At 52.8% G+C, this 1571-nt stretch carries 1 protein-coding gene and 1 pseudogene; both read left to right on the top strand.

What is annotated here, in order from left to right:
- Positions 1 to 94: 94 nt before the first annotated feature.
- Positions 95 to 573, top strand: a pseudogene (locus ABIE61_RS18765) (integrase core domain-containing protein); the annotation flags it as partial.
- 335 nt (positions 574 to 908) lie between these two features.
- A complete protein-coding gene (locus ABIE61_RS18760) occupies positions 909 to 1520 on the top strand; it encodes a recombinase family protein (protein ID WP_354412409.1) in 612 nt (203 codons plus the stop codon).
- Positions 1521 to 1571: the final 51 nt, after the last annotated feature.

Genomic DNA, 1571 nt, shown 5'->3' with positions numbered 1-1571 from the left:
AGTGTCGTTGAATCCAGAGCGGGAAGTGGTCACTGAGGCAGTGCGAATGGCTGCATAAAAATCAGACAGGGCGACAGATACCTTGACAGTTACCGAGCAGGATGGGTTGCTGTTACCCCGGTATACGGGCCGGCCTCAGGAGCGCTGCCACAACGGCCAGGTCATTACGTTGAAGCCGGACCTTCACTGGTGCTCGGATGGCTTTGAGGTCCGCTGCTGGAACAAGGAAGTTGTTCGCGTGGCCTTTAGCCTGGATTGCTGTGATCGCGAGCTGATGCGCTATGTAGCGACCACGGGTGGTATCACCGGTGAGATGGTTCAGGACTTACTGCTGGAAAGCCTGGAATACCGGTTCGGCCAGTCAGAGCGAGTACCTCACCCGCTGGAATGGCTGAGGCCTTCGTAAAGACATTCAAGCGGGACTATGTGTACCTGAACGATCTTCCCGATGCTGCGACTGTTATGACCAGGTTGCCAGAATGGATCGAGGACTATAATCACAGTCACCCACATAAGGGACTGAAAATGAAATCGCCTTGGGAATACCGGGCGGAACTGGCATCAAACGAATGAGGTGGTGTCCGGTTTAGCGGGGGCAACTACACTGGCTGAATCCCGTATGACTTGATACCTCATCAAGCCGCTCAGAAACGTACTGAGGAAGCGAGAAGGTCTTCTTGGCGGTCATGACTGTGTTCATAGATGTACCCCGTTGGTAGTTGTTATGTACGGAGTATTTATACAATCCGCGCCTGGTCATACTTCCGTAGTCACCATAGGGTGTACCCGTGGTATACAGCCGGAAAGTTGTCACCTAAAAGTCGGTTGCGGGCTATAATTGACACTTCTCCGTTGGTTCATGAGCCAAAGGAGACACACCGGCGAATCCACTACCCATAAGGGACCCCATGGAGTTCATCTATCGCCGCGTATCCACCGCCGACCAGAAAACCGACCGCCAGCTGACCGGGATGAAAGCTGACCGGGAATATGAAGACAAGCTGTCAGGTAAGGACCTGAACCGCCCTCAGCTGCAAGCTATGTTACAAACCCTTCGTGAGGGGGATGTGGTCCATGTTCATGAACTCAGCCGTCTTGGACGTTCTGTGCAGGACTTGCTGGAGCTGGTGCGGAACATTGTGGACACAGGTGCCACCATTCGCTTTCACAAAGAAAATCTCTGCTTCGAGCCAGACAAGACTGATCCATTCCAACAACTGATGCTGACGTTGCTATCGTCCGTCGCAGAGTTCGAGCGCAACTGTATCCTCCAGCGCCAACGTGAAGGGATCGCAATTGCTAAAGCTAATGGTCGGTACAAGGGGAAGCAAAGTAGGTTTTCGGAAGGTCAGCTTGATCAGATTCGTACTGAGTTTGAGAACGAAAAAAACAAGACGGCTCTCGCCAAGCGATGGGGGATAAGCCGAGGATATCTATACAAAATAGCAGCAAGAGCAGAGGCGCTACTTAGGCAGCCGCGAATTCAACTCCGAAGTGCGACACCCGCCTATGCAGCCTGAAGGTATTCCTGGAATACAATTTCGGGCTGCCTGAACCCGAGGCATTTGCGA

This window comes from Marinobacterium sp. MBR-111 (genome assembly GCF_040547585.1).
GTDB lineage: Bacteria > Pseudomonadota > Gammaproteobacteria > Pseudomonadales > Balneatricaceae > Marinobacterium > Marinobacterium iners.
Note: the sequence above shows the minus strand (reverse complement) of the source record. Positions and strands in the feature narration are given on the sequence as shown.

What these genes read in the sequence shown, in the direction of transcription:
- ABIE61_RS18760 (WP_354412409.1), top strand. Translation starts at nt 909, where the DNA reads ATGGAGTTCATCTATCGCCGCGTATCCACCGCCGACCAGAAAACCGAC.